This window comes from Aeromonas aquatica, assembly GCF_000764655.1.
GTDB lineage: Bacteria > Pseudomonadota > Gammaproteobacteria > Enterobacterales > Aeromonadaceae > Aeromonas > Aeromonas aquatica.
This window is the reverse complement of the sequence record NZ_JRGL01000128.1, coordinates 1-25,576: the sequence shown is the minus strand read 5'-3', so window position 1 is coordinate 25,576 and position 25,576 is coordinate 1. Positions and strand designations below refer to the sequence as shown.

31 protein-coding genes are annotated in these 25,576 nt (G+C 63.6%); 21 read left to right on the top strand and 10 right to left on the bottom strand.

Annotated features, from left to right (window positions below; all coding sequences use genetic code 11):
- Positions 1 to 28: 28 nt before the first annotated feature.
- Complete coding sequence (locus tag LG30_RS0117065; protein ID WP_033131900.1) at positions 29 to 931, bottom strand: LysR substrate-binding domain-containing protein; 903 nt, start codon at positions 929 to 931, stop codon at positions 29 to 31.
- A gap of 256 nt (positions 932 to 1,187) precedes the next feature.
- On the opposite strand from LG30_RS0117065, the gene LG30_RS0117060 reads away from it, so the two are divergent.
- From LG30_RS0117060 to LG30_RS0117035, 7 genes are all read left to right on the top strand, one after another.
- Positions 1,188 to 1,535, top strand: coding sequence for a GFA family protein (locus LG30_RS0117060; RefSeq protein ID WP_033131899.1), 348 nt, complete (start codon positions 1,188 to 1,190; stop codon positions 1,533 to 1,535).
- A 238-nt stretch (positions 1,536 to 1,773) separates the two neighbouring features.
- Positions 1,774 to 2,163: a DUF6404 family protein gene (locus LG30_RS0117055; protein ID WP_033131898.1), complete on the top strand. Its 390-nt coding sequence runs from the start codon at positions 1,774 to 1,776 to the stop codon at positions 2,161 to 2,163.
- A 42-nt stretch (positions 2,164 to 2,205) separates the two neighbouring features.
- A complete protein-coding gene (locus LG30_RS0117050) occupies positions 2,206 to 2,571 on the top strand; it encodes a VOC family protein (RefSeq protein WP_033131897.1) in 366 nt (121 codons plus the stop codon).
- 282 nt (positions 2,572 to 2,853) lie between these two features.
- Positions 2,854 to 3,444 carry a HEPN domain-containing protein gene (locus LG30_RS21675; RefSeq protein WP_081966231.1) on the top strand — a complete coding sequence of 197 codons (591 nt, stop codon included), beginning with the start codon at positions 2,854 to 2,856 and terminating at the stop codon, positions 3,442 to 3,444.
- Positions 3,445 to 3,622: 178 nt separating this feature from the next.
- Positions 3,623 to 3,913, top strand: coding sequence for a putative quinol monooxygenase (locus LG30_RS0117045; RefSeq protein WP_033131896.1), 291 nt, complete (start codon positions 3,623 to 3,625; stop codon positions 3,911 to 3,913).
- Positions 3,914 to 4,022: 109 nt separating this feature from the next.
- Entirely contained in the window at positions 4,023 to 4,826 is an 804-nt protein-coding gene (gene dkgB, locus LG30_RS0117040; protein WP_033131895.1) for a 2,5-didehydrogluconate reductase DkgB, read from the top strand.
- Positions 4,827 to 5,063: 237 nt separating this feature from the next.
- Positions 5,064 to 6,236, top strand: a complete 1,173-nt coding sequence (locus LG30_RS0117035; protein ID WP_033131894.1) for an MFS transporter — start codon at positions 5,064 to 5,066, stop codon at positions 6,234 to 6,236.
- 61 nt (positions 6,237 to 6,297) lie between these two features.
- On the opposite strand, the gene cydX is transcribed toward LG30_RS0117035, so the two are convergent.
- From cydX to LG30_RS0117020, 3 genes are read right to left on the bottom strand one after another with little or no spacing between them, the layout of a single operon-like run.
- Positions 6,298 to 6,411 (bottom strand): cytochrome bd-I oxidase subunit CydX, encoded by a 114-nt coding sequence (cydX, locus tag LG30_RS0117030; protein ID WP_005310033.1) that lies wholly within the window; start codon positions 6,409 to 6,411, stop codon positions 6,298 to 6,300.
- A 28-nt stretch (positions 6,412 to 6,439) separates the two neighbouring features.
- Positions 6,440 to 7,567: a cytochrome d ubiquinol oxidase subunit II gene (gene cydB / locus LG30_RS0117025; RefSeq protein WP_033131893.1), complete on the bottom strand. Its 1,128-nt coding sequence runs from the start codon at positions 7,565 to 7,567 to the stop codon at positions 6,440 to 6,442.
- The gene (locus LG30_RS0117020; protein WP_033131892.1) at positions 7,567 to 9,138 is read right to left on the bottom strand and encodes a cytochrome ubiquinol oxidase subunit I; all 1,572 of its coding nucleotides are present in this window, start codon (positions 9,136 to 9,138) and stop codon (positions 7,567 to 7,569) included. Before LG30_RS0117020 ends, cydB begins: the two co-directional genes overlap by 1 nt.
- Before the next feature lie 120 nt (positions 9,139 to 9,258).
- Here LG30_RS0117020 and LG30_RS0117015 point away from each other — a divergent pair, with 120 nt between their 5' ends.
- The 5 genes from LG30_RS0117015 to LG30_RS0116995 all read left to right on the top strand — a co-directional run bounded on the left by LG30_RS0117015 (position 9,259) and on the right by LG30_RS0116995 (position 13,318).
- A complete protein-coding gene (locus LG30_RS0117015) occupies positions 9,259 to 10,674 on the top strand; it encodes an aminotransferase-like domain-containing protein (protein ID WP_033131891.1) in 1,416 nt (471 codons plus the stop codon).
- A gap of 144 nt (positions 10,675 to 10,818) precedes the next feature.
- A complete protein-coding gene (locus tag LG30_RS0117010; protein ID WP_033131890.1) occupies positions 10,819 to 11,640 on the top strand; it encodes an extracellular solute-binding protein in 822 nt (273 codons plus the stop codon).
- Between the two features lie 31 nt (positions 11,641 to 11,671).
- Positions 11,672 to 12,091 carry a COG4315 family predicted lipoprotein gene (locus LG30_RS0117005; RefSeq protein WP_033131889.1) on the top strand — a complete coding sequence of 140 codons (420 nt, stop codon included), beginning with the start codon at positions 11,672 to 11,674 and terminating at the stop codon, positions 12,089 to 12,091.
- 7 nt (positions 12,092 to 12,098) lie between these two features.
- Positions 12,099 to 12,629, top strand: coding sequence for an RNA polymerase sigma factor (locus LG30_RS0117000; protein ID WP_033131888.1), 531 nt, complete (start codon positions 12,099 to 12,101; stop codon positions 12,627 to 12,629).
- Positions 12,614 to 13,318, top strand: coding sequence for a hypothetical protein (locus LG30_RS0116995; protein WP_033131887.1), 705 nt, complete (start codon positions 12,614 to 12,616; stop codon positions 13,316 to 13,318). The genes LG30_RS0117000 and LG30_RS0116995 overlap by 16 nt, the downstream gene beginning before the upstream one ends.
- Before the next feature lie 79 nt (positions 13,319 to 13,397).
- Here the strand turns inward: LG30_RS0116995 and LG30_RS0116990 are convergent, their stop codons facing one another.
- Both LG30_RS0116990 and LG30_RS0116985 read right to left on the bottom strand, forming a co-directional pair.
- Positions 13,398 to 13,856 (bottom strand): GNAT family N-acetyltransferase, encoded by a 459-nt coding sequence (locus LG30_RS0116990; RefSeq protein ID WP_033131886.1) that lies wholly within the window; start codon positions 13,854 to 13,856, stop codon positions 13,398 to 13,400.
- Between the two features lie 172 nt (positions 13,857 to 14,028).
- Positions 14,029 to 14,679, bottom strand: a complete 651-nt coding sequence (locus tag LG30_RS0116985) for a tellurite resistance TerB family protein (protein WP_033131885.1) — start codon at positions 14,677 to 14,679, stop codon at positions 14,029 to 14,031.
- A 60-nt stretch (positions 14,680 to 14,739) separates the two neighbouring features.
- Between LG30_RS0116985 and LG30_RS0116980 the strand changes: the two genes are divergently transcribed.
- The 6 genes from LG30_RS0116980 (at position 14,740) to LG30_RS0116960 (ending at position 18,447) form a co-directional block, all read left to right on the top strand.
- Positions 14,740 to 15,591: a DMT family transporter gene (locus LG30_RS0116980; RefSeq protein ID WP_033131884.1), complete on the top strand. Its 852-nt coding sequence runs from the start codon at positions 14,740 to 14,742 to the stop codon at positions 15,589 to 15,591.
- The gene (locus LG30_RS0116975; protein ID WP_033131883.1) at positions 15,588 to 15,887 is read left to right on the top strand and encodes a hypothetical protein; all 300 of its coding nucleotides are present in this window, start codon (positions 15,588 to 15,590) and stop codon (positions 15,885 to 15,887) included. The genes LG30_RS0116980 and LG30_RS0116975 overlap by 4 nt, the downstream gene beginning before the upstream one ends.
- Positions 15,888 to 15,907: 20 nt before the next feature.
- Entirely contained in the window at positions 15,908 to 16,378 is a 471-nt protein-coding gene (locus LG30_RS0116970) for an acyl-CoA thioesterase (RefSeq protein WP_033131882.1), read from the top strand.
- Between the two features lie 93 nt (positions 16,379 to 16,471).
- Entirely contained in the window at positions 16,472 to 16,627 is a 156-nt protein-coding gene (gene rsmS / locus LG30_RS21670; RefSeq protein ID WP_081966229.1) for a pleiotropic regulatory protein RsmS, read from the top strand.
- Between the two features lie 34 nt (positions 16,628 to 16,661).
- Positions 16,662 to 17,129 carry a GyrI-like domain-containing protein gene (locus tag LG30_RS0116965; RefSeq protein ID WP_033131881.1) on the top strand — a complete coding sequence of 156 codons (468 nt, stop codon included), beginning with the start codon at positions 16,662 to 16,664 and terminating at the stop codon, positions 17,127 to 17,129.
- A gap of 118 nt (positions 17,130 to 17,247) precedes the next feature.
- Positions 17,248 to 18,447, top strand: a complete 1,200-nt coding sequence (locus LG30_RS0116960; protein ID WP_033131880.1) for an MFS transporter — start codon at positions 17,248 to 17,250, stop codon at positions 18,445 to 18,447.
- A 24-nt stretch (positions 18,448 to 18,471) separates the two neighbouring features.
- Here LG30_RS0116960 and LG30_RS0116955 read toward each other — a convergent pair whose 3' ends face one another.
- A complete protein-coding gene (locus tag LG30_RS0116955; protein ID WP_033131939.1) occupies positions 18,472 to 19,314 on the bottom strand; it encodes a LysR family transcriptional regulator in 843 nt (280 codons plus the stop codon).
- A gap of 124 nt (positions 19,315 to 19,438) precedes the next feature.
- On the opposite strand from LG30_RS0116955, the gene LG30_RS0116950 reads away from it, so the two are divergent.
- Both LG30_RS0116950 and LG30_RS0116945 read left to right on the top strand, forming a co-directional pair.
- Entirely contained in the window at positions 19,439 to 19,948 is a 510-nt protein-coding gene (locus LG30_RS0116950) for a nucleoside deaminase (RefSeq protein ID WP_033131879.1), read from the top strand.
- The gene (locus tag LG30_RS0116945; protein WP_033131878.1) at positions 19,941 to 21,167 is read left to right on the top strand and encodes a cyanate transporter; all 1,227 of its coding nucleotides are present in this window, start codon (positions 19,941 to 19,943) and stop codon (positions 21,165 to 21,167) included. The genes LG30_RS0116950 and LG30_RS0116945 overlap by 8 nt, the downstream gene beginning before the upstream one ends.
- A gap of 43 nt (positions 21,168 to 21,210) precedes the next feature.
- Here LG30_RS0116945 and rluF read toward each other — a convergent pair whose 3' ends face one another.
- A complete protein-coding gene (gene rluF / locus LG30_RS0116940) occupies positions 21,211 to 22,218 on the bottom strand; it encodes a 23S rRNA pseudouridine(2604) synthase RluF (protein ID WP_033131877.1) in 1,008 nt (335 codons plus the stop codon).
- 614 nt (positions 22,219 to 22,832) lie between these two features.
- Here rluF and gdhA point away from each other — a divergent pair.
- Positions 22,833 to 24,179 (top strand): NADP-specific glutamate dehydrogenase, encoded by a 1,347-nt coding sequence (gdhA, locus tag LG30_RS0116935; RefSeq protein ID WP_033131876.1) that lies wholly within the window; start codon positions 22,833 to 22,835, stop codon positions 24,177 to 24,179.
- Between the two features lie 139 nt (positions 24,180 to 24,318).
- On the opposite strand, the gene LG30_RS0116930 is transcribed toward gdhA, so the two are convergent.
- Together LG30_RS0116930 and LG30_RS0116925 are read right to left on the bottom strand one after the other, a co-directional pair.
- Positions 24,319 to 24,687, bottom strand: coding sequence for a VOC family protein (locus tag LG30_RS0116930; RefSeq protein WP_033131875.1), 369 nt, complete (start codon positions 24,685 to 24,687; stop codon positions 24,319 to 24,321).
- Positions 24,688 to 24,802: 115 nt separating this feature from the next.
- On the bottom strand, positions 24,803 to 25,270 hold the full coding sequence (locus tag LG30_RS0116925; protein WP_033131874.1) for a hypothetical protein: 468 nt from the start codon (positions 25,268 to 25,270) through the stop codon (positions 24,803 to 24,805).
- Positions 25,271 to 25,576 lie beyond the last annotated feature (306 nt).

Genomic DNA, 25,576 nt, shown 5'->3' with positions numbered 1-25,576 from the left:
GCGGGCACACAGACGCCGGCTATTTCCCCTACAGGGAATGGTTGCCGAGCTGCTCCTTGATAAAGTCGAGCCAGACCCGCAGCCGGATGTCGCGCTGGGCATCGGAGTAGAACACCGCATTGATGGGCCGCGAGGCACCGCTGTTGCTGCGCGCCAGCACCTCCACCAGGGCCCCGCTCGCCCTGTCCTCCCCGGTCATGAAGTCCGACAGGCAGACGATCCCCTGCCCCCCCAGCGCCAGCTGACGCAGGGTCTCGCCGCTGCTGGCCCTCAGGGTCGGGGTGATGGCAAAACGGTCTCCCTGCTCCGCGCTCAGCAGCGGCCAGTGGTTGAGGTGATCGGGGTGCAAAAAGCCGAGCAGCTCGTGCCCTTCCAGCAGATCCGCCGGCTGGCGCGGGGTGCCGCGCTCGCTTAAGTACGCGGGAGAGGCCAGCAGCCGCAGCTTGGAGCGACCGAGCGGCAGGGCGCGCAGGGAAGAATCCGTCAGCTCGCCGATGCGAATGGCCATGTCCACCCGCCGCTCCATCAGGTTGATGAAGCCCTCGGAGCTGTGCAGCTGCAGCTCGATGGCCGGGTAGCGGCGGCGAAACTCCCCGATGATGGGCACCAGCCGATGCAGGATGAAGGGGGTGGCGGCATCGACCCGCAATATCCCCTCCGGTTGCTCCCGGCGCATCAGCAGGTGGCTCTCCGCCTCGCTCATCTCGGTCAGCACCTTGACCGCCCGCTGATAGAACCAGCTCCCCTCCTCGGTCAGACTGACCCGCCGGGTGGTACGATTGAGCAACACGGTAGCGAGCTTCTCCTCCAACCGCTTGATGCCACGGCTCACCACTGAATTGTCCATCCCCAGGTTCTCCGCCGCCTGGCGAAAGCTGCCCGCCTCCACCACGGCCACGAACAGGGTCAGCTCATCGGAATGGGTCTTCATTGTTGTTATCCTGGCAAGAAAGATGGGCCTTTATAGGCGTAATACCGGTTAGTTGGCAAGACGGATGAGGGCGCACGGCCCTTTACTGGCGTTGCTACAGCCCTTTGCAGACAGGTTCCCCTGCCGCTCCCGGCCTCCAAAATAGGGCCTGACTATACTGAGGCGGGTCGCTTATCGCCCCGAGACAGCGCGCCCTGGGTCAAGCAGACCGCAGTGTCGGCGCCTGCTCGGGGCTCCATCAATCAAGGAGTCGGTCATGAAATACAAGGGAAGCTGCCACTGTGGCAGAGTGGCATTCGAAGTCGAGGGGGAGCTGACCCAGGCTATGGCCTGCAACTGCTCCATCTGCCAGCGCAAGGGCTCCCTGCTCTGGTTCGTGCCGCACGACAAGCTGCACCTGCTGACCCCGGATGCGGCGGCCAGCACCTACACCTTCAACAAGCACGTGGTCAAACACCGCTTCTGCCCGATCTGCGGCATGCACCCCTATGGCGAAGGTATCGATCCCAAGGGCAACCACATCGCCGCCATCAATATTCGCTGCCTGGAGGGGGTTGAGCCGGATTCGGTGCCGGTGCAGCACTACGATGGCCGGGCCCTGTGACTGGGCGCTGAGCCAAGCCATCCGCACGCTGGGGCAATGAAGCCCCGGCGTGCGATCAGCCGTCAGGATGCCCCCTCTCCCCGCCACCGACCTTCTCGCAGACACTGCCCTCCCCTCGCACCGACGATGTGATCCTGTGCAAACACCCCAACCGAGAATCAGGCTACAATCGGCGCCCACATAAGGATGTTGAGCAGGCGTCTTATCACCAGCCCTGCTGTCACACGAAGGAAGCACAATGTCATTTGAACATCGCCTGTACGCCGCCCATCAAGAGCTGGCCAGCAAGGGCGTGAAGGAGATCAACTACAACCCGCCCCTGTGCCAGTTGCTTCGCAAATTCGGCTGGCAACTGAAACCGCCCCACTATGAGCGCTTTATGGTCAACCTGATCGCCATGGGGCTACCGGTGGGCATCATCTGGGGTCTGCTGATGTGGTTCTTCGGCTGGGAGCATGAGGTGAGCCTGGGGTATGCCCTGCGCCAAACCAGTTTCTTTGCCATCGGTGTCGGCCTGCTGATGGCCATCGCCTTCCAGATTCGCCGCCGACAGCTCAAGTTGACCCCATGGGAGGCACTGCCCCACTCCACGCCGCGGACCCAGAAGCGCTGGCAACCCAAGCAGTAAGGTGTCAGTAATGGAACATCAATCGACAAGCCAGGAAGCCATATGACCAAGGCCCATGAAAAACTGAACTATGTGGAGTTTGCCGCCCGGAATATCGCGGCCACCAAGACCTTCTTTACCGCCGCCTTCGGCTGGCAGTTTGTGGATTACGGCCCCGACTACTGCGCCTTTGCGGGGGAAGGGCTCGATGGCGGCTTCTACCGGGCGGATCTCTGCGGTCAGAGCGCCCAGGGCGGCGCCCTGCTGGTGTTCTACAGCGCCGACATTGCCGCGACCCAGGCCAAGGTGTTCCAGCATGGGGGCACCATCATTCGCCCGCTGTTCGACTTCCCCGGTGGCCGCCGTTTCCACTTCGTCGAGCCCAGCGGCAATGAGTTTGCGGTCTGGTCCGAGGCGGCCGGCGCCTGATAGAACCAAGGTGGATAGGGACAATGTAATATCCGTCTCTATCCATTCGCCAAATTAGATGCTACATCTCCCATTTATGAAAAATGCTAATTGAATTTTCAATTTGTGATCCAACCATCATCACGATAGGATGCTAGTCACTTAGCATAAGTGCACAAAAACTAATAGAACAATGCTCATCTCTCTTTACAATGAACTTAAAAAACTGAGCCGTAATATATTAACCAAGGCAACGATGAATAATCATACATAACTACCAAACCATCTTATCAGGAAGATAATATGTCAAAAGCAATTCAAGGATTCGAATATTCAATAAAAGATGCCGAAGAACTCCTAGCTCATTTCGATAGCATTAATGCGAACCCTCCACCACCAAATAGTGAGGTATTAAAGCGAGCTAGTCTTGTAATGGCTCTTACGGCTTGGGAAACATATGTGGAGGATCGTCTTGTTGAAGAAATGCACAAAAAACTCGCCATCGTGCAAGGTAGCTACCTCGGTGAATTTATTTTAAAAAAACTACATACCGATTTAAAAATATTTAATACCCCTAGCTCAGATAAAACAAAGAAGATATTTCAAGATTATCTTGGGTTTGATGTCACGGAAGGATGGAAATGGCCTAACTATGAACCAGATAAGGCAAGATCAACTCTGAATCAATGGATTAAAAAGCGTGGCGATGCAGTTCACCGCTCCAAGCCCATTAACTCAGGTATCCCATCAGCACATCTGATTAAACGTGATGAACTTGAAAAAGTTATTCGTTTTATCAAAGATCTCGTTAAAGCGACAGATAACTATGTCAATGATAAGATTGACCAACATCATGCTTCCGTTTTTGAACGACAACATCAAAAATCAGGCTAAGCGTGTGCACATAATACTTTCTTACTTAGTTGTCACCTGACACCGGTATTAAATCGGTGTCTTTTTTCTTATATCTCCCCCATTGCTGCGCTCACCTCAATAGTGTTTTGCGACAGCGCCCCTCTTATCCGCACGCCGCCGCAGGCATACTGGCTCTTGTTGTCTCGAGGAGAGTCAGATGTCCGCCCCCGTCATAGTGATTGCCCAGCTCGACGCCAAACCCGAATTTGCCGCCCAGTTTCGCGCAGTCTTGGACTCACTGATCGCGGCCACCTTGCAGGAGGCTGGCTGCCTGCGCTATCAGTTGCACCAGAGCCTGGATAACCCCCAATCCTGGATGCTGCACGAGGAGTGGGTGAGCGAGGGGGCCCTCGACGCCCACCAGCAAGAGCCCCACTTCATTGCCTTCGTGGCCGACACCCAGGGCTGGTTTGCCAGCAGCCAGGTTCGCCGTTATCACTTGGCCTGACCGCCTGCACCACTTTGCTGCCCACCAGCAGTTCGGCCGCCGACGGCGAACTGACTGATGGGTAAACCCGATAAACAAGAACGTAAAAATGCAGAACATGAGGAGTTTGATGATGAAAATGCCAAAGATGGGTCTGGGGACCTTCCGCCTGAAAGACCAACCCCTGCGCGATTCGCTGACCATGGGACTCGAGCTCGGCTATCGCCATATCGACACCGCCCAGATCTATGACAACGAGGCCGAAGTCGGCCTGCTGATGAGCGAGAGCGGTGTTCCCCGCCAGGATATCTATCTCACTACCAAGGTGTGGACCAGCGAGTTCGGTCCGGGCAAGGTGATACCGAGCCTGAAGGTGAGCCTCGAGAAGCTGCGTACTGACTACCTGGACTTGGCCCTCATTCACTGGCCCTCCCCCAAGGATGAGGTGCCGATGGCGGTCTATCTGGAGCAACTGGCCGAAGCCAAGGCCCAGGGCCTGACCCGGGAGATCGGGGTATCCAACTTCACGGTCGCTCAGCTTAAAGAAGCCATCGACATCCTGGGACCGGGTGCCATCACCCACCAGCAGGTGGAAATTCACCCCTTGCTGCAAAACCGCAAGGTGGTGGAGTTCTGCCGCGAGCAGGGCATCGCCATCACCGCCTATATGCCGCTGGCCTACGGCAAGGTGCTCGCCGAGCCCCTGATGCAACAAATTGCCGCGCGCCACGGCGTCTCGGCGGCCCAGGTGTCGCTGGCCTGGCTGCTGGCGCAGGACATGACGGTGATCCCGAGCTCCACCAAGCGCGCCAATCTGGCCGCCAACCTGGGTGCCCTCGAGATCACACTCAGTGCCGAGGAGATGGCTCAAATTGCCACTCTGGAGCGGGGCGAGCGCTGCGCCAACCCGGAGTTTTCACCTGCCTGGGATTAATCCATAAGAATATTTAACTGCATCATAAATATGTGAAAGCGGGAGGCACTGTGCCTCCCGCTTTTTTTGGTTTGGTGCGCTGCCAACCCCCTTTCCCCGCCCGATAACACCCACCTCCCCTCGGTTATTGCTGCTGATTAAGCAAAAGTAATTTGATGTCATCGTCATTTTTGCCAACAAAGCTCATCGGCATACTGGCGCCATTCTCCCGTCGGGAGTCCTATCCAAGGAGTTTGTATGCCACTGGCGTTATTTGCCCTCACCCTGAGTGCCTTTGCGATCGGCACCACCGAATTTGTGATAGTGGGGCTCATTCCCACCATCGCCGAGCAACTTCATGTCTCCCTGCCCTCGGCGGGCCTCTTGGTCAGCCTCTACGCCCTCGGCGTCGCCATAGGTGCGCCGCTGTTGACCGCGCTCACCGGCAAGTTGCCGCGCAAGTGGCTGCTGGTGGGGTTGATGGCGCTGTTCACCGCCGGCAACCTGCTGGCCTGGCAGGCTCCGGGCTACGAGAGCCTGATCGTCGCCCGGGTGCTGACCGGTCTGGCCCACGGGGTCTTCTTCTCGGTGGGCAGCACCATCGCCACCGGTCTGGTAGCCAAAGAGAAGGCGGCCAGCGCCATCGCCATCATGTTCAGCGGCCTGACCGTGGCCCTGGTGACCGGCGTGCCGCTCGGCACCTGGATTGGCCAACAGTTTGGCTGGCGCGAGACCTTCCTGGTGGTCAGCCTGCTCGGCCTCATCGCCATGGTGGGCAGCCTGCTGCTGATCCCGAGCAACCTGCCAAAGGGGGCCGCCTCCAGCATCCGTGAACAACTGCTGGTGCTGACCAAGAAGCCGCTGCTGCTGGTCTATGCCAAGACAGCGCTCGGGTACGGCGGCGCCTTCACGGCGTTTACCTTCCTCGCCCCCATCTTGCAACAGGTGAGCGGCTTCGGCGCCAACGCGGTGAGCCTGATCCTGCTGGTGTACGGGGTATCGGTGGCGTTCGGCAACATCTGGGGTGGCAAGCTGGCGGACAAGATGGGCCCCCTGCCCGCCCTCAAGCTGATGTTTGCCGGGCTGGCGCTCATCTTGCTGATGCTCACCTTCACCGCACCGCACCCGGTGCTGGCGGTGCTGACCGTGCTGGTGTGGGGTGCCTTCGCCTTTGGCAACGTGCCTGGGCTGCAGGTGCTGGTGGTGAAACAGGCGGAGATCCATACCCCCAACGCCGTTGACGTGGCCTCCGGCCTCAACATCGCCGCCTTCAACGTCGGCATCGCCTTGGGTTCAGTCGTTGGTGGCTTCGTGGTGGAGCACCTCGGGCTGATGCACACTCCCTGGATAGGCGCGCTGATCGTGCTGCTGGCCTACGGCCTGACCCACATCAGCGAGAAGCGCGAGGCCAAATTGGCGCTGGCGGTCTAACCCCCTCAAACGAAAAGGCCGACACTGAGTGTCGGCCTTTTGCATTTCCAGAGTCCGGGGCTCAAGACTCCTTGAGATCCTCGTCAGCGGCCCAGCGGGCCTCCAGCCAGAGCAGGTTGACCAGGCCGCAGAGCAGGGCAAAGCCCAGCCCCAGAATCCAGGTGAAATACCACATAGTCGAAACTCCCTTGAGTAGAAGACGGTTAGTAGAGGCTGTGGCCGTGCTGGCGAACCTGATCCGTGCTGACCTTGCCGCGCACCACCCGGTAGACCCAGAGGGTGTAACCGATGTTGATGGGCATCAGCACCCCCACTATCCCCAGCATGATCAGCAGGGTGCCCTCGCTGGAGGTGCCGTCCCACAGGGTCAGGCTGCTCGACGGATCCAGGGACGAGGGCAGCACAAAGGGGAACAGGGCGATGGCGATGGTCAGCATCATGGTGGCGCAGGCGCCGCCGCTGGCCATGATCGCCAGGCGCGGCAGGCCGCGGGCACTGGCGAGGCTGCTCACCATGGGCAGCAGCAGGCCCAGGGCCGGCACGCACCAGAGCCAGGGCTGCGCCGCGAAGTTGCTGAACCAGCCATCCGGTGCCAGCGCCACCTGCTTCATCAGCGGGGTGAGGGCGCCATTGAGATCGCCGATCTCCTGCACGCGGTAGCCTTCCATCTGGCTGAGCCAGACGCCGCCGAGGGCAAACAGGCCGCTCGCCAGGGGGCCGAGCCAGAGGCTCTGGCGGGCGCAGCGCTCGGCGATCACCCCCTGGGTCTTGCACTGCAGGAAGCTGGCGCCGTGCAGCATCAGCAGGGCCAGCGCCGTGCCCATGCAGGTCAACAGCAGCGGCCAGTTGAACTCGAAGGCGCCGTAGTGGATACGCAAATGCGAGTCGAAGCGAAACGGCAAGCCTTGCAGCAGGAAGCCCAGCGTCGCGCCGAACACCAGGGTCGGCAGCAGGGCCCCCGTCACCAGGGCCCGGTCCCACCAGCGGCGCCACTGGGCCGATTCCAGCTTGCTGCGATAGTCAAAACCGACCGGGCGCAGGAAGAGGCCTAACAGCAGGAACATGAAGGGCACGTAGAGCGCCGAGAAGGCGGCGGCATAGACCAGCGGCCAGGCGGCGAACAGGGCGCCGGCACCGGCGATGAGCCACACCTGGTTGCCCTCCCACACCGGGCCCACGCTGTTGAGCAGCACCCGCCGCTCCTCATCTGTCTTGCCGACGATGGGCAGCAACAGGCCCACCCCCAGATCGAAGCCGTCCATCACCACGAAGCCGATGAGCATGAACAGCACCAGCCCCCACCAGATCACTTTCAGGGTTTCGTAATCCATCAGAGCGCACTCCCGCTTGCCAAGACTTCACCTTGATAACGACCCGTCTGCAGGCTGGCCGGCCCTTTGCGGATCACATGACGCAACAAGAACAGCTCCACCACCAGCAAGCTGGTGTAGATGAGGCTGATGGAGATGAGGCTGAACCAGATCTGGCCCGGCTGCAGCAAGGAGACCGAGGCCGACACCGGCAACACCTCGCTGATGGTCCAGGGCTGGCGGCCAAACTCGGCCACGAACCAGCCCGCCTCGATGGCGACCCAGGGCAGCGGAATGCTCCAGAACAGCACTTTCAGCAGGCGCGGCGATTGCACCAGCCGACCCCGGCACAGTTGCAGGAAGGCCGCGGCAAAGAGCACCAGCAACACCACCCCTATGCCCACCATCAGCCTGAAACTCCAGAACAGCGGCGCCACCAGGGGCACTGAATCCGCCACCGCCTGGGCGATGGCCGCCTCGTCGGCTTTGGCAATGTCTTTGGCATGAGGGGTCAACAGCAGGCCGTAGCCGAGATCCTGGCGGTGCTGCTCGAAGGTGGCGCGGGCGGCGTCGTTGCCACCGTCCTGGCGCAGCGCCTCCAGGGCGCCATAGGCCAGCATGCCGCTGCGGATGCGCACCTCGTGCTCGGCCTTGAGATCCTTGATGCCGGTCACCGCCTCATCCAGGGAGCGAGTGGCGATGATACCCATCAGATAGGGGATCTTGACGGCCGCGTGGGTGGTCTCGGCGCTTTGATCGGGCCAGCCGAACAGGGTGAAGGCCGCCGGGGCGGGCTCTGTCTCCCACTCCGCCTCGATGGCGGCGAGCTTGACCTTCTGCACCTCACCGGTGCGATAACCGGACTCGTCCCCGAGTACTATGACCGAGAGGATGGCGGCCAGACCGAAGCCGGAGGCGATGGCGAAGGAGCGCAGGGCGAAGCGCACCTCCATGCGGCGCAGCAGATACCAGCTGCTCACCCCCATCACGAACAGGGACGCGGCCACGTAACCCGCCGCCACCGTGTGCACGAACTTGACCTGGGCCACCGGGTTGAACAGCACGGCGGTGACGTCGGTCAGCTCCATGCGCATCGTCATGGGATTGAACTCGGCGCCGACCGGGTTCTGCATCCAGCCGTTGGCGATCAGGATCCAGAGGGCGGAGAGGTTGGAGCCGAGTGCCACCAGCATGGTCACCATCAGGTGCTGACCGCGGGAGAGCCTGTCCCAGCCGAAGAAGAACAGGCCCACCAGGGTGGACTCGAGGAAGAAGGCCATCAGTCCTTCCACCGCCAGGGGGGCGCCGAAGATGTCGCCGACATAGTGGGAGTAGTAGGCCCAGTTGGTGCCGAATTGAAACTCCAGGGTGATCCCCGTGGTCACCCCCATCACGAAGTTGATACCGAACAACTTGCCCCAGAAGCGGGTGATGTCCTTGTAGATCACCTTGCCGGTCATCACGTAGGCGGATTCGGCGATCACCAGGATCCAGGACAACCCTAGGGTGAGGGGCACAAACAGGAAGTGAAACATGGCCGTGGCCCCGAACTGCAATCGGGACAGGCTTACCACATCATCCAGGCTAATCATGCAGGACTCTCTATGTTGCATTTAACAGACAGGTTTTCGCCTGCCAAGTACACCATGAGTCATGACACCTATAACAGATGCAGTTATATTGAAATACACCTAGAACAGTTTGAGCCCACCATGTCCCGCTACGGCCAGCTGGCAGCCCTGCTGCAACAACAGATAGAGCGCGGCGTCTGGCAACCGGGGGAGCGCATTCCCTCCATTCGCCAGAGCTGCAAGACCCACGCCCTCAGCCCCATGACGGTGCTGCAGGCCTATCAACTGCTGGAGAGCCGCGGCCTGATCCTGGCCAGGCCCCAGTCCGGCTACTACGTCAAGGCCGCCCCCTCCCCGCTGCGGGCCAGCACGCCGCAACAGGCCCACTACAGCGGCTCGGTGGACATCAACGATCTGGTGTTCGAGGTGTTGCAGGCGAGCAAGTCCCGGGCGCTGGTGCCCCTCGGCATGGCGGTGGCGGATCCCGCGCTCTTCCCCCACCCCCAGCTCGGCCGGGCTCTGGCCAGCTGCATGCGCCGGCTCGACCCCTTCAGCACGGTCGCAGACCTCCCCCCCGGTAACGAGGCGCTGCGCCGCGCCATCGCCCAGCGCTATGCCGGCGACGGGCTGGCGGTCGACCCCCAGCAGATCATCATCACCACCGGCGCCATGGAGGCGCTCTCCCTCGGGCTGCAGGCCCTGACCGAGCCGGGGGACTGGGTGGTGGTGGAGTCCCCCACCTTCTACGGCGCCCTGCAGGCCATCGAGCGCTTGAAGCTCAACGTGGTGGAGATCCCGGTGATCCCCGGGGTCGGCATCGATCTCGCCCTGCTGGTGGAGGCGCTGATCCTGCGCCCCATCAAGGCGTGCTGGCTGATGGGCAACGTCCAGCACCCGCTCGGCCATACGATGCCGGACGGGCACAAGCAGGCGCTGATGGCCCTGCTCAACGAACACCGGGTGCCGCTGGTGGAGGACGACGTCTACGCCGAGCTCTATTTCGGCCGGGAGCGGCCTCGCCCCATCAAGCATTGGGATGCGCGGGGAGACAGCCTGCTGTGCAGCTCCTGGACCAAGTGCCTGGCGCCGGGTTTTCGGGTCGGCTGGGTGGTGGCAGGCCCCCACGCCGAGCGCATCCAGCGGCTGCAGCTGATGTCGACCCTGTCGACCAATGTGCCGAGCCAGCTGGCGCTCGCCGACATGCTGCGCCAGGGCGGGGTGGACGCCCACTTTCGGCGCCTGCGCCACACCCTGGCCCAGCGTCAGCAGCAGATGCGGGCGGCCTTGCTGCGCCTCTTCCCGGATGAGGTGCGCATCAGCGCCCCGGATGGCGGCTACTTCCTCTGGCTGGAGTTTGACCCCCGCCTCGACGGCCGGGCCCTGCACGCCCAGGCGCTGGCCTGCGGTTTCTCGCTGGCGCCGGGGGCGCTGTTCTCCAGCCAGGGCCAGCACAACCACTGCCTGCGCATCAACAGCTCCCATCCCTGGAGCCCGGCGCTGGAGGCGGCTCTGGAGCAGCTGGCCAATCTCATTCACCGGCAACTGGACGCCGGTTAGCAACGTCCGTCAGAACCCGCCAGAGTAGCGGGCTCCCCTTCAACGCCGATCCCCCCGCCCCATAACCCATCTTTTTTTCCGGGCGGCTGCATCCAATCGCTTCCCCCCGTCGTCTCTTGCTTGAACCTCAATCAAGGAGAGACGATGAAACCCCACCCCCTATGGCCGGCCCTGCTCTGCGCGGCCCTCGTTCAACTGCCGCTGCAGGCCGCCCCAAATGCTGATCAGGCTGGCGCCTCCCCCCAGACCGCCGTTGCCCATCAGGCCGGCGACGGCGTGATCCGCCTCTATGGCCCGGGCGGGCCCGATACCGCGCTGAAACGAGCGGCCGCGGCCTTCCAGCAGGAGACCGGGATCAAGGTCGAGGTCACCGCTGGCCCCGAGTCCAGCTGGCGCGATAGGGCGCTGCAGGATGCCGATCTGTTCTTCGCTGGCGCCGAGCAATCCATGTCCGCCTACCTGGAGCGCTACCCCTTCCTCGACAAGCAGAGTGCCCACGCCTACTACCTGAGGCGCAGCGTCATCGCCGTGCAGAAGGGCAATCCGACGGGGATCCGCGGCATCGAGGATCTGATCAACCGCCCCCTCAAGGTGGTGGTGACCGAGGGGCTCGGCAGCTACAACACCTCCGGCACCGGCCTCTGGGAAGACGTGGCCGGGCGCAAGGGCTCCCTGGCCGATGTGCAGAAGCTCAGACGAAACATCGTTGCTTTCGAGCAGGGCAGCGGCGCCAGCTTCCGGGCCTTCACCGGCCAGCAGGCCGATGCCTGGATCACCTGGGTGCACTGGCCCCTGAACCACCAGGACAAGGCCGACTTCGTCGAAATCGAGCCGGAGCGCCGCATCTATCGCGATCTTGTCATCGCCAAAGCCGCGGGGGCCGACGCCAGCACCCAGCGCTTCCTCGACTTCATCGACAGCCCCCGGGGCGAGCCCCTCTTCGCCCAGGATGGCTGGACCCGTTAACCCCAACCCCATGCATCTCAGGAGACACACCATGAACAAGTTCCTCATCACCCTCGCCTGCCTGCCCCTCGCCTCGGCCTGGGCCCTCGAGACCCAGCCCCTGAACGGGGCCGAGCAGGTGCCCCTCGCCCAGATGACCGAGAACGGCAAGGCCTATCTGGTCGATGCCAAGGGCTTTAGCCTCTACCGCTTCGACAAGGATGCCCAAGGAAAATCAAACTGTTATGCTGAATGCGCCGAGAAATGGCCGCCGGCATTGGCCAGCGACAGCGAGGTCAAGGCCGGGGTCGGCAGCGCGGCCGACGCCGGGGTCGGCTTGGTCCTGCGCGACGACGGCCGCTATCAGTGGAGCTACCGTGGCCAGCCGCTCTATCGCTGGATCAAGGATGAGCAGCCCGGCCAGAGCAGCGGGGATGGCATGAAGAATGTCTGGCACCGCGTCCAACGATGAGGTCTGAGTGAATATCGACAATCAGCAGCTCGCCCACCTGCTCGCCCGCAGTCGGCTCAGGGACAAGCAGGCGTTTGAAGCGCTCTACCAGCTGACGGGCCAGCCCCTGTTCGCCCTGCTCCACGCCCTGCTCAAGGACAAGCAGTGGGCCGCGGACGTACTGCAGGAGGGCTTTTTGAAGATCTGGCACGGCCAGAGCGCCTATCCGGTCGACTATCCCTGGGCCTGGCTCTGCCAGTGCATGCGCAATCTGGCCATCGATGCCCTGCGGGCCAAGGCCCGCCACGGGGAGATCCCGCTGGAGGAGTCCTTCGAGGAGAAACCCGGTCAGAGTACGGAAGGGGGGCTTGCCCCCTCTTTTTCCCTCGAACGCTGCCTCGGGCAACTCTCCGCCGACAAGCGCAACGCCATCGTCCTGGCCTATCGGCACGGCCTGAGCCACCAGGAGATCGTCACCCACACCCAGACTCCGCTTGGCACCGTCAAGTCCTGGATCCGGCGCGGACTGGAGGAGCTCAAACTATGCCTGACCCAATGACCCCCAAACGCTACCGGGATCCCGCCCTTCGCGAGCGGCTCGCCGGCGAATACGTGCTGGGCACCCTGAGCCCGCGGGTGCAGGCCAGGATGACCCGCCTGATGGCCCGCGATCCCGACTGGTGGCAGTGGATAGCCCAGTGGCAACAACACCTGGATCCCCTGCTGCATCAACCCCAGCCCGCCCCGCCCCTGCCCCGCAGCGTCTGGCGCAACATAGAACAGGGGATCTCCCCCAAACCCAGGCCCCATCGCCTGTGGTGGCCTTTGGCCATGGCCGCTTCCCTGCTGCTGGGCCTGTGGCTGCAACCCCTGCTCCCCTCGCCCTCCGCCCCCATCCAGCCCGTGCGCTACCTGGCCATGATGTCTTCCGCGGGCGAGGAGGCTCCCTTCGTGTTGGTCGCCTACCAAGGCAAGCAGCCGGGCCAGTCCAGCATCCGCTTGCAGCAGAATCAGGCGAGCCCGCTGCACCTGCCCGCCGACGCCATGCTCTGGATGCGCGACAAAACGTCCGCCAAGCTGGTGCCCCTGGCCCCCCTCAAAGAGGTCATGGCGGGTCGCCTGATGAGCCCGACCGAGTGGCAGCAGCTCAAGGCGAGCAGCGAGTTGCTGGTGATGGCGAAGGGGGACGAACGTCCACTCTATCGCGGCCACTGCATCGAGCTCGGCCCCTGGCCGACACAGAGCTAGGCACAAATGTTGCCATCAAACCCGCGACATAAACCACGAGGCCCCATGACGGGGCCTCGTTCATCGAGAAAGGGCCCGCCTATCGGGCATAAATTTCGGACTGTCTGGTGAAACCAAGGGATTCGTAAAGGGACTTGGCCCTCTCATTGAATGACATCACCTCCAGCCGGATCTGGCTCGCATCATGGGCCTTTGCCCAGTCATCGCAGTGAGCCATCAACGCCTTGCCGATGCCGCGGGAGCGATGATCCTCATCGACTACCACGGAACCGATACGGCAGATGGGGAGCTTGGAGAGGAAGGGGACGGCTTCATTGATCTCGATCCTGGCCGTCAGAAATCCCAGCACCCGTTCGCTGTCCACCGCCACGCAGAACAGCCGTTCCTCGCAGCCTATGGCGCCCAGCAGAAATACACGCTCCTGGGACGAGGGTGGGCAAAACACCTCTGGGGCCTGCTCAAAATGGATCAATCCGATTTGCCGATTCAGTTCGAGAATGGCGTCGATATCCTGCTCAGTAGCCTTGCGTATGTTCAATGGATGCTCCCTGCAATGTCACACTTCCGAAGTCCCCCTCAACAGGGGGACGAGGGTCAATCATAACGGCAGCCAAAGCGAAAAAGAAACCCATTTGAAGCTTTTTCTGTTTTGCCGACACCAACAACAAGGCCCCTTCACGGGGCCTTGTTGTTAAAGCGATGACCGAGGCTTAGCCCGGCCCGTTCAGCTGGGCCACCTGCCGCTCTATGCTGCCCCTGAGGTTGTCGTCGAGCTTGAGGGCCCGCGCCAGCTCGTCGAGGTAGCCGCGTTCCATGAAGTGATCCACGTCGATGGCGAGCAGGGAGGCGAGGTAGACCTCGGTGGCCTGCTCCATGTCGGTGACCTCCCGGGCCAGCGCCTGGGGATCCAGCGGACGGGCGAGCTCGGCATCAATCCAGCGCGCCGCATCGCTCTGCCCCTGCTCGGTCAGGTATTGCTGGATCTTCTGACGCTCGGCGTCGTCGATGTGGCCGTCGGCCCGGGCCGCCGCCACCATGGCGCGCACCAGCAGGGTCGAGCGGGCGTCAAGCGCCTGCCCTTGCAGCGTATCGAGGGGCTGGGCAGGCTGGCTCGCGCCCCCCTGCTGGGACTGCCAGTCCTGATAGAGCTTGTAGGCGAGGCCGCCCAGGGCCGCCGCACCGCCTACCGCCGCGACCTTGCCGCCATACTTGCGCACCTTCTTGTTGCCAAGCAGCAAGGCCATGGCCCCGGCGGCCAGACCGCCCTGCGCCATGCCCTTCATCTGGGCCTTGCGGCTGTCGCCGCCGTCGTTGAGCCAGCCCTTGCCGGCACCCAGCAGTTGGTCGAGTATTTGTTTCATAGGTCCTCCTCCACGGTGGTTTTCATGCTAGGTTGGCCTGACTGAATCTGAGGTGAATGAATGCCGCTCCCAAGACTGGCCCTGCTGACCCTCTTTACCCTGCTCGCCTTCGCGGCCAACTCCCTGCTCTGCCGCCTGGCCCTGTTCGAAGAGCGGATGGATCCGGCGCTGTTCACCCTGCTGCGACTGACCAGCGGGGCCCTGGTGCTGCTCCTGCTCTGTGCAGCCCGCAGCCCCACGCCGCCCCGCCAGGGAGACTGGGGGGGCGCCCTGGCCCTCCTCGTCTACGCCGCCGCCTTCTCCTTTGCCTACCTCACCCTGACCACGGGCACGGGTGCCCTGCTGCTGTTTGCGGCCGTCCAGCTCAGCATGCTGGCGCCCCCTCTGCTGCGGGGCGAGCGCCTGCCTGCTCGCCAATGGGCCGGCTTGCTGCTCGCCATGGCGGGGTTGGTGCTGCTGTTGCTGCCCGGCATCCAGGCGCCGGATCTCCTGGGGGCGGTCCTGATGGTCACCGCCGGCATCGCCTGGGCCTGTTATACCCTGCGGGCCTCGCGCTTTGGCGATCCCGTCGCCGCCAATGCCGGCCACTTCCTGCGCGCCAGCCTGCCTGCGGCCCTGCTCTATCTGCTGCTGGGCCGGCTCGAGGCCAGCCCGGCCGCCATCGGTTATGCCCTGGCCTCGGGGGCCCTCGCCTCCGGCCTGGGGTATGCGCTCTGGTATAGCGTGCTGCCCCAGCTGGGACGCACCCTGGCCGCCAGCGTCCAGCTGCTGGTGCCCCTGCTCGCGGCCATGGCCGGGCTCATCTGGTTGGATGAGTCCTGGTCGCTGCGGTTGTTATTGTCATCGCTGGGCATTCTGGGGGGCATAGCCCTGGTCATCTCGGGACGCCCCCCGGCGGGAGACAAACCATGAAGATCGCCATACTGCTGCTCGGACTTACCTTCTCGACCGGCCTGCTTGCCGCCAACCCGGACAGGGCAACCCATCAGGCCGGGCTGGACAGAGCCTGCATCAACGCCCGCCAACAACAGACGGGGCAAGACAGGCAGCAACTCATCGATGCCTGCGTCAGGGCCGGGGGCAAGGCGACCCGATGCCAGCAGCAATACGCCAGCGTCGGCCAGCGCACCGGCAACGAGCGCCCCTATGTGTCGCCCCTGGCGCCCTGCCAGCAGGCCGAGGCTTACCGCAAGAGTGATCGGCAATGAACCGGATACAAGGAGAGAGCATGACCCCACCCCGCGAGCTGACCCTGCAGTTTCTGGCCGAGCCCGCCGACGTCAACTTCGGCGGCAAGGTGCACGGCGGCATGGTGATGAAGTGGATCGATCAGGCGGGCTACGCCTGCGCCGCCGGCTGGTGCGGCGGCTACGCCGTCACCGTCTACGTGGGGGGCATCCGCTTCCTGCGCCCCATCCAGATAGGCCAGCTGGTGGAGGTGCACGCCCGGGTGATCCACACCGGCACCACCAGCATGCACCTGGCGGTGGACGTCTACAGCCGCCACCCCACCGAGCGGGAACGCCACAAGACCACTCACTGCATCATCATCTTCGTCGCCATGGACGAGGGCGGCAAACCGAACAAGGTGCCCCAGTGGCAGCCCGTTTCGGATGAGGATCGGCAGTTGCAGCAGTACGCCAGGAAGCTGATGGCCCTGCGCGAGGAGATAGACAAGGAGATGCGCCAGCATCTGTGAGGGCTGTATGCCAGATACGCTTCAGGCCAGCTCCCGATCCGGGCGCTGCCCTGTATAATGGCCGCCATCGACAGACGAGTATCGGAGCAACCCATGTCACTGGAAAATGCCCCCCCCGAGGTCAAGCTCGCGGTGGATCTTATCGAACTGCTGGAGACCAACCGGATAGCGCCAGAGCTGGCGCTGGCGGCGCTGGCCATCGTCACTCAGGACTATCAACGCAAGCTCAAAGAAGGCAAGGATCACTGAGCGCGGCTCGGTTGCGCCCACACCAGGAGGTTACATGACAGATCCCATCCGTTTCGAGACCGGTCGCCCCATGCTGCTGGGGGGCCTGCGCCGCCGCCATGAGTTCCAGCAAGGGGACTTCGGCGGTCAGTGGCGCGACTTCGGCGCCCTGGGCCCGCTGCCCGGCCAGCTCGGGGAGCACGCCTACGGCGTCATCTGCGGTGCCGACGCCACCAGTTGCGAATACATGTGCGCGGTGGAAGTCGCGGCGCTGGAGGTCTTGCCCAAGACCCTTGGCCGGATGCGCATCGACCCCCAGACCTACGCCGTCTTCCTGCACAAGGGCCACGTCTCCACCCTGCCGCAGACCTGGCAAGGGGCGCTCGACTGGCTGGCCCGGTCCGATTATGAGTCTGCCCACAAACCGGACTTCGAGCGCTACGGCGCCGCGTTTGACCCCGAAACCGGCGGCGGTGAGCTGGAAGTCTGGCTCGCCGTAAGGCCCGGACAGGCGATCGCCTGATCCACTCAGGCACCGACCGCTCAAGCGCGGATAAATATGCATAACAACAGCTTATAAATGGGGTGACGCCGAACGAAGGCCATGCAAGGATGGAGCCCCTCTTTGCGTGAGCCTCGTGATGGATAACCCCAATTGCATCGAACGGCCAGGGCCCTGGAGCCTGTCGGCCCGGCTCATGACGCTGGCCTGCCTCATCGTCTTCATGGCCCAGATGGCCACCACGGTTTACCTCCCCTCCCTGCCGGTCGTGATGAGCGATCTCGCCATGACGAGACAAGATGCGGAGCTCTCCATCTCCCTGTTCGTGATTGGCGCCGCCCTGCCACTGCTGTTTTGGGGCGCCGCCGCCGATCGCTATGGCCGCCGGCTTCCCCTGGTCCTGTCACTGCTGCTGTTTGTCGGGATCAGCCTGCTGCTCGCCACCACGAGCCAGGGGCCGCTGTTGCTGGTCTTGCGTACCCTGCAGGGCATTGCGGCGGGGGGCGCCACCATCATCGCCCGCATCCTGATACGGGATCACTGGCAGGGGGATGAGCTGGCTCGCCGCCTCTCTGTCCTCTCCATCGCCTTCATCACCGCGCTCGGTGGCGGCCAATGGATAGGTGGGCTCATCAGTCGCTATGCCCACTGGCAGTTAGGGTTCGTCCTGGTGGCGGCCGTTGGCATGGTGGCACTGGCGCTGATGATCCGCCTGCCGCTGCAGGGCCCCAATGCCGCCGCCCCCACTACCGGCATGTGGCGGCGCTACGCCAGCCTGCTGCAACGCCCCGGCTTCCTCTGGCCCGCCTGCGCCGGGGGTCTGGGCTTTGCCATCACGGTCACCCTGCAAGAGATCAGCCCCTTCGTCCTGCAACAAGGATTTGAGCTGGAGGTCACCACCTTCGGGGCGCTGGGGCTGCTGATCGGGGTCGCCTACTTCGCGGGGGCCATGGCGGTCAATCGGCAGGTCGCCAGGGTGGGCGGCAAGCGGCTGATGAGGCAAGGGGCCGGCCTCATCTTGCTGGCCGCTGCCGGCATGGTGGTGCTGTCTATGCTGTCCGATCTACAGGGAGAGGGGGTGCTGGTGATCATGATGGGGCTCTACTGCCTCATCATCTTCGGGCAGGCGGTGCTCTTCCCCAACAGCATGGCGCTGGCGGTCAGCGATGCCAGGGAACATGGCGCCTATGCCATGGCATTGTGCGGCTTCTTGCAACAGGGGCTGGCGGGTATCGCCGCCGCAGGCGCCACCCTGCTGAGCCATCACGGCACCTGGGCCCCCGCCATCTTCGCCCTGGCCCTGGTGGCCGCACTGATCGTCCGCTTCAGGGTGCGCTAGCGCGGCTCATCTCGCGGCCTGCGCTCAGCGCGGCCCCATCACCTCGTCGCACAGGCGAATGAGCGCCTGGCTCAGCCCCTCGAGCGGTGCCCCCTTGTCCATCCCCAGGTGCAGCGCCAGCTCCACCGAGCGCACCTGGGGCCAGTCTGTCAGCGCCACCTGATCCGGCAGCAGCAACCGCGCCGGCAGCAGGCTGACCCCTATCCCCGCGCTCACCGCCCCCTGCAGGCTGACGAGGCTAGCGCTGACATAGGCGATGTGCCAGCGCAGCCCCTTGGCGTCGAGGGCCTCCGTCAGCTGGCGCCGATAAAGCCCCTCACTCGGGAACACTACCAGGGGCACCGGATCCCGCCCGCAGGCGGGCCAGTCGCGGCTGTCGACCCAGGCGAGCGGCTCGCGCCAGCGGGCGACGGGGTCCCCCTGCCCCCGCGCCTGCTTGACCAGGGCCAGATCCAGCCCCCCTTCCTCGAAACTGCGCCACAACTCGTGGCTGAGCCCGCTCTGCACCTCCAGCCGCACCATCGGATACTGGCGGGCGAAGGCGGCGAGCACCGGTGCCATGACGCCGGCGACGAAATCCTCCGGCACCCCGATCCGCAGCGGCAGGCTGGCCTCGCTGACCCGCTCCCCGGCCTGTGCCAGCAGCGCCAGGATGCGGCGCGCCAGCCCCAGCAGTTTCTCCCCGGCCACCGTGGCCACCACGGTGCGGCCGCTTCTGTCCAGCAGCGGGCAGCCGAGCTGCTGCTCGAGGCGGCGCATCTGCTGGCTGATGGTGGACTGGGTCAGGTGCACCCGCTCGCCGGCGCGGGTGAAACTGCCGGTCTCGAGGATGGCGACAAAGCTGCGCAAGAGCTGGGGATCCAGCAGGGGGCTGTCCATTTGAGGGGTTTTCCCATTTATAAAATCACTGATAGTCATTCTATCATTTAATTTCCAAATGACATGGCGGCCCGCTAGGCTGCTCCCATCCCCCTCTTTCGCAGGATCTCCCATGCCACAGGCCCATCTCCCCCAGTCCGGCACCCGTCTCGTCAACTCGCTGACCGCGCTCTGTGCTCCCACTCATCAGGAGTGGCTCGAACAGACGCTGCACCTGGCGCTGACCCACCGCCAACAGGGGGGCCGCCCCTTCGCCGCCCTGCTGGTGAAGGAGGGCAAGCTGCTGGCGAGCGCCGTCAATCGCATGCTGGAGGCGGGGGATCCCACCCGTCACGCCGAGCTGGAGGCGCTGCGCGAAGCCAGCCAGCACGGCGCCCTCAAGGACGCCGTGGTCTATGCCAGCGGCCACCCCTGCCCCATGTGCCTGTGCGCCCTGGTGATGAACGGCATCGGCGCCGTCTACTACGCCTTCGACAACCAGGATGCGGCCCCCTTCGGTTTCGACAGCACATCGAGCTATGACAAGCTGCGACTGCCCCTCAGCCCGCCGCCGCTGCCGCTGATCAAGCTGCCGAGCCCGCTCCCGGCCGCCGCCCTCTACGGGGCCCTGCCCCATGAGTAAGCAAGGATCCAGCGCCCTGCTGGTGCTGGTCATGCTGATCGGCATCAACCTGCGCCCCTTCCTCACCGCCATCGGCCCCCTGGCGGGGCAGATAGACGCGCGGCTGGCACTCGGCATGGACAACCTGGCCTGGGTGACCCTGCTGCCGCTGCTGCTGATCGGAGTGGGCGTGCTGTTCACCCCGACCCTGCGCACCCTGGCCGGCCCGCGCCCGCTGCTGGCCGCGGCCCTGCTGCTGCTGGCCCTCGGCAGCGCCCTGCGTTTCGATCTGACGAGCGGCGCCCTGCTCATCGCCAGCGCCGCCCTCTGCGGGCTGGGCTCGGCCCTGGTGCAGGGGGTACTGCCCGGCCTCATCAAGCAGGTCTTCGCCAACCGGGTACCGCTGGTGATGGGGATCTTCTCCGCCTGCATGATGGGGGGCGGCGCCCTCGGCGCCGTGCTCAGTCCCCAGCTCGTGAGCCAGCTGGACTGGTCGCGGGTGCTGGCGCTCTGGAGCCTGCCGGTTCTGCTGGCGCTCGGCTGGCTCGGCTGGCGCGTGCGCCTGCCCGTCACCCCTGCACCGCCCACGCCCGAGGGGGAGCAGCGCCTGCTCGCCCTGCCCCGCAGCTGGCTGCTGATCCTGTGCTTTGGCATCATCAACAGCGGCTATGGCATCGTCGTGGCCTGGCTGGCGCCGGCCTACATGGCGCTGGGCTGGAGTGCCCAGCAAGGGGGTGAGCTGGTGGCCTGGCTGGCCCTGGCCCAGACCCTGAGCGGTCTCGGCCTGCCGCTGCTGGCGGCGCGCAAGGAGGACAGGCGCCCCTGGATGGGGCTCGCCATCCTGCTGCAGGTGCTCGGCTTTGGCGGCCTCTGGCTGGCGCCGACCAGCGCCCCCATCCTCTGGTGCATGCTGTGCGGCGCAGGCCTTGGCGGCAGCTTCTCCCTCATCATGGTGATAGCGCTCGATCATTTGCCGGATCCACGCCGCGCCGGCACCCTCAGCGCCCTGATGCAGGGGTTTGGCTTCATGCTGGCGGCGACCGGGCCCTGGGTGGCGGCGCGCCTGCATCACTTAAGCGGCGACTTCGCCAGCGCCTGGCAGTGGCAGCTGGGCGGCCTGGCGCTGATGAGCCTGCTGGTGCTGCGCCTCAACCCCCTGCACTATCCAAGCGCGATGCGCCTGCCCGTGGCTGGCAAGACGGCCACTCCGCTGAGCGCCAAAAGCAATACACCGGCCTAGGGCCGGTGTATTGGGTGCATGGACAACCGTGTGACGGGGCGCCTTAGCGCCCCTTCTTCTGCCGTCCACCCTGGTTGGTGCGCGGTTTGCCCGCCGCGGCGGGTTTGCCGCCCTTGGCCGGAGCTCCCTTGCCAGCGGCGCCTTTAGACGCTGTCCCCTTGCCTGCGCCGCCCTTGCCCGCCGGACTCTTGTTTTCGAATGCGGCCGGACCCGGTACGTTGGGACGCCCGCCTATCTCGTGATCGTCGTCCCGGCGCGGCTTCTTGCCCTGCGCCGCCTTGGCAACCGGCTTGTTGGCAGGCTGCGCCCCCTTGGCCGGCTTCACCTCGGAGGAGGAATCCTCGATGAGCTTGAACAGCTCGATCAGCTCGTCGTCGGTGAGATCCCGCCACTCCCCCACCGGCAGCCCCTTGAGGCTGACGTTCATGATGCGGATGCGCTCGAGCTTGGTGACCTCGAAGCCGAAGTGCTCGCACATGCGGCGGATCTGGCGGTTCAGGCCCTGCACCAGGGTGATGCGGAACACGAAGGGGGCCTCTCGCTTCACCTTGCACTTCTTGGTGACGGCGCCGAGGATCGGCACCCCGGCCCCCATCCCCTTGATGAACTCATCGGTCACCGGCTTGTCGACGGTCACCAGGTACTCTTTCTCGTGATCGTTGCCCGCCCGCAGGATCTTGTTCACCAGATCCCCGTGGTTGGTGAGGAAAATGAGCCCCTGGGAGTCCTTGTCGAGCCGGCCTATGGGGAAGATGCGGGTGCTGTGGTTGACGAAGTCGACGATGTTGTCCTTCTCCCCCGCCTCGGTGGTGGAGACGATGCCCACCGGCTTGTTCAGCACGATGAACACCAGGCTGTCCGCTTCCCGCGCCTCGATCACCTGACCGTTGACCTTGACCAGATCCCCGGCAAACACCTGATCGCCGATGCCGGCGCGCTTGCCGTTGATGAAGACCTGGCCCTGCTCGATGAAGCGGTCGGCCTCACGGCGCGAGCAGATGCCACTCTCGCTGATGTACTTGTTCAGGCGCATGGATTCATCGGCCAGCATGGGTCACCTGCCAGATCATGGGGTTGAGGGGGGTTGTCGGCTGGGTCAGCCGGGTCGTCATCGGGTTAGTGTGCATAGCATTCCATCATTAAAAGGGTCAAAGCCTGCGCATTCTTCAAAAAAACGCCGCTACAGTAGCATATTGCCCCGCTCCGTTCGCCGGATACTTGCAGCCGCCCCGGATCCCGCCCCTGCCAATGGGGGTGGCAGGGCACAGGTCGCCACTCAGCCTGCGCCATCGGCGGCGCCACTTGCTCCGTGCCATTCTCCCCGAGCTGACCTCCCCGGATCAGTTTCACCGATTCATTCGCCCCCCCCCCTTTTATTGCCGGGCCGGAATGGCCACCGCCGATGGCGAGCCCGTCCGACGTGAAAAGGGAGAACTAAGACTTGCTATTTATTGACTGAAAATGCATAAAAAGATTTTCGTCAGCACGAATTATCTTGCCAAGGTTGAACGCCCACGGGCGCCATTGCGCCCTCTGTCGGCAAACATCACAGGAAACCAAATTGTTGTCCGTATTCACCTAAAACACCGAACATAAATTTGGATACGGGGCATGAATCCTTCTCTGGCATGAGGCCATTTTTACCATTCATTACAGGAGTTACAGATGAGTCATTCCCTATCCCAGGCCGATTTTCTGGCCCAGGTCGCCAAGCGCAACGCCCATCAGCCCGAGTTCATCCAGGCGGTGAGCGAAGTGGTCGCCTCCATCTGGCCCTATCTGACCCGCCATCCCCGTTACCTGCAGCACGGCCTGCTGGAGCGACTGGTGGAGCCGGAGCGCTTGGTGCAGTTCAGAGTCAGCTGGGTGGACGACAGGGGTCAGGTGCAGGTGAACCGTGGCTACCGCATCCAGCACAGCTCCGCCATCGGTCCCTTCAAGGGCGGCATGCGCTTCCACCCCTCGGTGGATCTCTCGGTGCTGAAATTCCTCGCCTTCGAGCAGACCTTCAAGAACGCCCTCACCACCCTGCCCATGGGCGGCGGCAAGGGCGGCAGTGACTTCGATCCCAAGGGCAAGAGCGAGGGCGAGGTGATGCGCTTCTGTCAGGCGCTGATGCTGGAGCTCTACCGCCACCTGGGTGCCAACATCGACGTGCCGGCCGGTGACATCGGCGTCGGCGGGCGCGAGGTGAGCTACATGGCGGGCATGATGAAGAAGCTCACCAACAGCGCCGAGTGCGTCTTTACCGGCAAGGGACTCTCCTTCGGGGGCAGCCTCATTCGCCCGGAAGCCACCGGCTACGGCCTGCTCTACTTCGTCGAGGCCATGCTGGCCCACCGCGGCCAGTCCCTGGCAGGCATGACGGTGTCGGTCTCGGGCTCCGGCAACGTGGCGCAATACGCCATCGAGAAGGCGATGGAGCTCGGCGCCAAGGTGATCAGCGCCTCCGACTCCGGCGGCACCGTCCATGATCCGGACGGCTTCACCCCAGAGAAGCTGGCCCGCCTGATGGAGCTCAAGAACGAGCAGCGCAAGCGGGTGGCGGATTACGCCCATGAGCTGGGGCTGGAGTTCTTCACCGGCCGCACCCCCTGGCACCTGCCGGCTCAGGTCGCCCTGCCCTGCGCCACCCAGAACGAGCTGGGGGAAGATGATGCCGCCAACCTCATCGCCAACGGAGTGCAACTGGTGGCCGAGGGGGCCAACATGCCGAGCAGCGCGGCCGCCATCCAGGCCTTCCATGCCGCCCGCGTGCTGTTTGCCCCAGGCAAGGCCGCCAACGCGGGCGGCGTCGCCACCTCCGGCCTCGAGATGAGCCAGAATGCTCAACGCCTCTCCTGGAGCCGGGAAGAGGTGGATGCGCGCCTCAAGGGGATCATGAACAGCATCCACGCCACCTGCGTGCGTTACGGTCAGGATGGCGAGTCCCACGTGAACTACGAGTCGGGCGCCAACATCGCCGGCTTCGTCAAGGTAGCCGACGCCATGCTGGCGCAAGGGGTCTGTTAACCTCTCAAGGTGCGGCATCAACACAACAACGGCAGCCCATGGCTGCCGTTGTTGTCTGGTGTGATCCTGAGTCTGGCACCCGGCCGTCACCGGCCTGTCCTATCCCTTCTTATCAGCACGCTGGGCGACGAGGTTCAGCTTAGCGATAACGGCTGATCTCGATCAGGTTCTGATCCGGGTCCAGGCAATAGACCGACTCGATGGGGCCGCAGGCACCGCTCTTCATCACGGGCCCCTCCACTATCTCGACCCCCTGGCTCTCGAGCTGGGCCATCACCTGATCCAGGGGCCAGCGGGTGATGAGGCAGAGATCCCCCGAACCTACCTGTGCCCGGTTGCGCGGCTCCTGCCCCAGCAATTGCAGATTGATCTTCTGGTTGCCAAAGCGCAGGGCCCGGCGCCCGGCCCCGAAGGTGATGGGCTCCATCTTGAAGGCGCGGCTGTAAAATCCCACCGCCCGCTCTATGTCGCTCACCGTCAATACCAGATGGTCGATATGGCTGATCATGCTTCTTCCCTGTGGTGGTGATCGCCGCCCCATAATAGCCCGTCCCCTTGGCAGAGACTGTGCCTTGGCGCACATCAAATATTCCTAACCATTTATTTTATCAGGGAAATACGCCTTATCGTACGGCGGCACAGGCCTTGTCGCGCTGGGCAAGCAGGGCTTCGTCCTCGCTCTCCATGGCCGCCAGAATAGCCTGATTGCAGGCCCGCTCCGCGAGCTTCGCCGGGCTCTGCTTGGCATCGGCGATCTCCGCAATCATGGGGCGATAGCCGATGGCGGCCGAGCAGTACATGGTGCGGTACTTAGGGAGCTGCCAGCTACTGTCATCCTGACGCGACAATTCGTCGCACAACCTGCCAAACAGGGCGGCAGCCTTGACGGTGCAGCGACTGAATCGCTGTACGTCCTGCTCATGGGGGCGGCAAACGCTTTTTGGCTGGATCTGCCAAAACTGGAAGGCAAAGGGAACCTGCTCCCCCTCATACTCCACCACCAACGCCTTGGGCTCGGTGCCATAGATATCCGACACCTGTTGTTGCACCAGGTTGAGATAGGCCGAAAAAAGCCAAGAAACCGGATCCATTACCACCTCCCTGTGGTTGCCCTATCGACCTGCACAACGGAAAACCGGAGCGATTTTCAAACGAGTAACAGGCGATAACAGCTTACTGATTTAGTTGTAAAAAATGATACTCTTCTCACCACCCTTATGTACAACGTTCAAGGTCAGTGTGCGATGCAACAATGCGGCATTTATGAACAGCTCATCACTCAACTGCTGACATCTAGACTCGACCGGGAGCGCTTTTACGTAGGGGAACGTCAACTTGAACCGGCTGAGGCAGCCGTCTGGTTATCACGGTTTCTTAGGGCGTTGTTTCCCAAATCA

Excerpts from the sequence above, each read along its gene's own strand:
- LG30_RS0116980 (WP_033131884.1), top strand. The coding sequence starts at position 14,740 with ATGCCGCTCCCAAGACTGGCCCTGCTGACCCTCTTTACCCTGCTCGCC.
- LG30_RS0117055 (WP_033131898.1), top strand. The coding sequence starts at position 1,774 with ATGTCATTTGAACATCGCCTGTACGCCGCCCATCAAGAGCTGGCCAGC.
- LG30_RS0116930 (WP_033131875.1), bottom strand. The coding sequence starts at position 24,687 with ATGATCAGCCATATCGACCATCTGGTATTGACGGTGAGCGACATAGAG.
- rsmS (WP_081966229.1), top strand. The coding sequence starts at position 16,472 with ATGTCACTGGAAAATGCCCCCCCCGAGGTCAAGCTCGCGGTGGATCTT.
- LG30_RS0117045 (WP_033131896.1), top strand. The coding sequence starts at position 3,623 with ATGTCCGCCCCCGTCATAGTGATTGCCCAGCTCGACGCCAAACCCGAA.
- LG30_RS0117050 (WP_033131897.1), top strand. The coding sequence starts at position 2,206 with ATGACCAAGGCCCATGAAAAACTGAACTATGTGGAGTTTGCCGCCCGG.
- LG30_RS0117035 (WP_033131894.1), top strand. The coding sequence starts at position 5,064 with ATGCCACTGGCGTTATTTGCCCTCACCCTGAGTGCCTTTGCGATCGGC.
- LG30_RS0117020 (WP_033131892.1), bottom strand. The coding sequence starts at position 9,138 with ATGATTAGCCTGGATGATGTGGTAAGCCTGTCCCGATTGCAGTTCGGG.
- LG30_RS0116975 (WP_033131883.1), top strand. The coding sequence starts at position 15,588 with ATGAAGATCGCCATACTGCTGCTCGGACTTACCTTCTCGACCGGCCTG.
- LG30_RS21675 (WP_081966231.1), top strand. The coding sequence starts at position 2,854 with ATGTCAAAAGCAATTCAAGGATTCGAATATTCAATAAAAGATGCCGAA.
- dkgB (WP_033131895.1), top strand. The coding sequence starts at position 4,023 with ATGATGAAAATGCCAAAGATGGGTCTGGGGACCTTCCGCCTGAAAGAC.
- LG30_RS0116970 (WP_033131882.1), top strand. The coding sequence starts at position 15,908 with ATGACCCCACCCCGCGAGCTGACCCTGCAGTTTCTGGCCGAGCCCGCC.
- LG30_RS0116950 (WP_033131879.1), top strand. The coding sequence starts at position 19,439 with ATGCCACAGGCCCATCTCCCCCAGTCCGGCACCCGTCTCGTCAACTCG.
- LG30_RS0117060 (WP_033131899.1), top strand. The coding sequence starts at position 1,188 with ATGAAATACAAGGGAAGCTGCCACTGTGGCAGAGTGGCATTCGAAGTC.
- LG30_RS0116960 (WP_033131880.1), top strand. The coding sequence starts at position 17,248 with ATGGATAACCCCAATTGCATCGAACGGCCAGGGCCCTGGAGCCTGTCG.
- cydB (WP_033131893.1), bottom strand. The coding sequence starts at position 7,567 with ATGGATTACGAAACCCTGAAAGTGATCTGGTGGGGGCTGGTGCTGTTC.
- LG30_RS0116995 (WP_033131887.1), top strand. The coding sequence starts at position 12,614 with ATGCCTGACCCAATGACCCCCAAACGCTACCGGGATCCCGCCCTTCGC.
- gdhA (WP_033131876.1), top strand. The coding sequence starts at position 22,833 with ATGAGTCATTCCCTATCCCAGGCCGATTTTCTGGCCCAGGTCGCCAAG.
- LG30_RS0117010 (WP_033131890.1), top strand. The coding sequence starts at position 10,819 with ATGAAACCCCACCCCCTATGGCCGGCCCTGCTCTGCGCGGCCCTCGTT.
- LG30_RS0117005 (WP_033131889.1), top strand. The coding sequence starts at position 11,672 with ATGAACAAGTTCCTCATCACCCTCGCCTGCCTGCCCCTCGCCTCGGCC.
- cydX (WP_005310033.1), bottom strand. The coding sequence starts at position 6,411 with ATGTGGTATTTCACCTGGATTCTGGGGCTGGGCTTTGCCCTGCTCTGC.
- LG30_RS0117065 (WP_033131900.1), bottom strand. The coding sequence starts at position 931 with ATGAAGACCCATTCCGATGAGCTGACCCTGTTCGTGGCCGTGGTGGAG.
- rluF (WP_033131877.1), bottom strand. The coding sequence starts at position 22,218 with ATGCTGGCCGATGAATCCATGCGCCTGAACAAGTACATCAGCGAGAGT.
- LG30_RS0116965 (WP_033131881.1), top strand. The coding sequence starts at position 16,662 with ATGACAGATCCCATCCGTTTCGAGACCGGTCGCCCCATGCTGCTGGGG.
- LG30_RS0116925 (WP_033131874.1), bottom strand. The coding sequence starts at position 25,270 with ATGGATCCGGTTTCTTGGCTTTTTTCGGCCTATCTCAACCTGGTGCAA.
- LG30_RS0116985 (WP_033131885.1), bottom strand. The coding sequence starts at position 14,679 with ATGAAACAAATACTCGACCAACTGCTGGGTGCCGGCAAGGGCTGGCTC.
- LG30_RS0117015 (WP_033131891.1), top strand. The coding sequence starts at position 9,259 with ATGTCCCGCTACGGCCAGCTGGCAGCCCTGCTGCAACAACAGATAGAG.
- LG30_RS0116945 (WP_033131878.1), top strand. The coding sequence starts at position 19,941 with ATGAGTAAGCAAGGATCCAGCGCCCTGCTGGTGCTGGTCATGCTGATC.